General features: G+C 57.1%; 1 rRNA gene. It reads right to left on the reverse strand.

Annotated elements, in window-relative coordinates:
- Positions 1-145 precede the first annotated feature (145 nt).
- Positions 146-1,669 (reverse strand): 16S ribosomal RNA (locus AB0O52_RS23230).
- Positions 1,670-1,707 lie beyond the last annotated feature (38 nt).

Raw genomic sequence — 1,707 nt, forward strand, 5'->3', positions numbered from 1 at the left:
AGGACAAAAACAAACCGGCCGCTATCTGCTGATATTCCACCCATGAGCACCCACCGCAGAACAGACGCCTGCGCAATGGGCTTTGCTTCCACACACCCCCGACCAACCATGCGGCCGGACAGGGAGCGATAATGGTGCTCCTTAGAAAGGAGGTGATCCAGCCGCACCTTCCGGTACGGCTACCTTGTTACGACTTAGTCCCAATCGCCGGTCCCACCTTCGACGGCTCCCCCCACAAGGGTTAGGCCACCGGCTTCGGGTGTTACCAACTTTCGTGACTTGACGGGCGGTGTGTACAAGGCCCGGGAACGTATTCACCGCAGCGTTGCTGATCTGCGATTACTAGCGACTCCGACTTCATGGGGTCGAGTTGCAGACCCCAATCCGAACTGAGACCGGCTTTTTGGGATTAGCTCCACCTCACAGTATCGCAACCCTTTGTACCGGCCATTGTAGCATGCGTGAAGCCCAAGACATAAGGGGCATGATGATTTGACGTCGTCCCCACCTTCCTCCGAGTTGACCCCGGCAGTCTCCTATGAGTCCCCGGCCGAACCGCTGGCAACATAGAACGAGGGTTGCGCTCGTTGCGGGACTTAACCCAACATCTCACGACACGAGCTGACGACAACCATGCACCACCTGTAAACCGACCGCAAGCGGGGCACCTGTTTCCAGGCGTTACCGGTTCATGTCAAGCCTTGGTAAGGTTCTTCGCGTTGCATCGAATTAATCCGCATGCTCCGCCGCTTGTGCGGGCCCCCGTCAATTCCTTTGAGTTTTAGCCTTGCGGCCGTACTCCCCAGGCGGGGCACTTAATGCGTTAGCTACGGCGCGGAAAACGTGGAATGTCCCCCACACCTAGTGCCCAACGTTTACGGCATGGACTACCAGGGTATCTAATCCTGTTCGCTCCCCATGCTTTCGCTCCTCAGCGTCAGTTAATGCCCAGAGACCTGCCTTCGCCATCGGTGTTCCTCCTGATATCTGCGCATTTCACCGCTACACCAGGAATTCCAGTCTCCCCTACATCACTCTAGTCTGCCCGTACCCACTGCAGAACCGGAGTTGAGCCCCGGTCTTTCACAGCAGACGCGACAAACCGCCTACGAGCTCTTTACGCCCAATAATTCCGGATAACGCTTGCGCCCTACGTATTACCGCGGCTGCTGGCACGTAGTTAGCCGGCGCTTCTTCTGCAGGTACCGTCACCTTGCGGCTTCTTCCCTACTGAAAGAGGTTTACAACCCGAAGGCCGTCATCCCTCACGCGGCGTCGCTGCATCAGGCTTGCGCCCATTGTGCAATATTCCCCACTGCTGCCTCCCGTAGGAGTCTGGGCCGTGTCTCAGTCCCAGTGTGGCCGGTCACCCTCTCAGGCCGGCTACCCGTCGTCGCCTTGGTAGGCCATTACCCCACCAACAAGCTGATAGGCCGCGAGTCCATCCAAAACCGCAAAAGCTTTCCACCACCACACCATGCGGTGAGCGGTCGTATCCGGTATTAGACCCAGTTTCCCAGGCTTATCCCAGAGTCAAGGGCAGGTTACTCACGTGTTACTCACCCGTTCGCCACTAATCCCCGGTGCAAGCACCGGATCATCGTTCGACTTGCATGTGTTAAGCACGCCGCCAGCGTTCATCCTGAGCCAGGATCAAACTCTCCGTTGAAGTAAAACAAAAACAGACACAACCACAACCACCGGAAA

Origin of the sequence: Arthrobacter sp. NPDC080073 (genome assembly GCF_040686575.1) — a bacterium.
Lineage (GTDB): Bacteria > Actinomycetota > Actinomycetes > Actinomycetales > Micrococcaceae > Arthrobacter.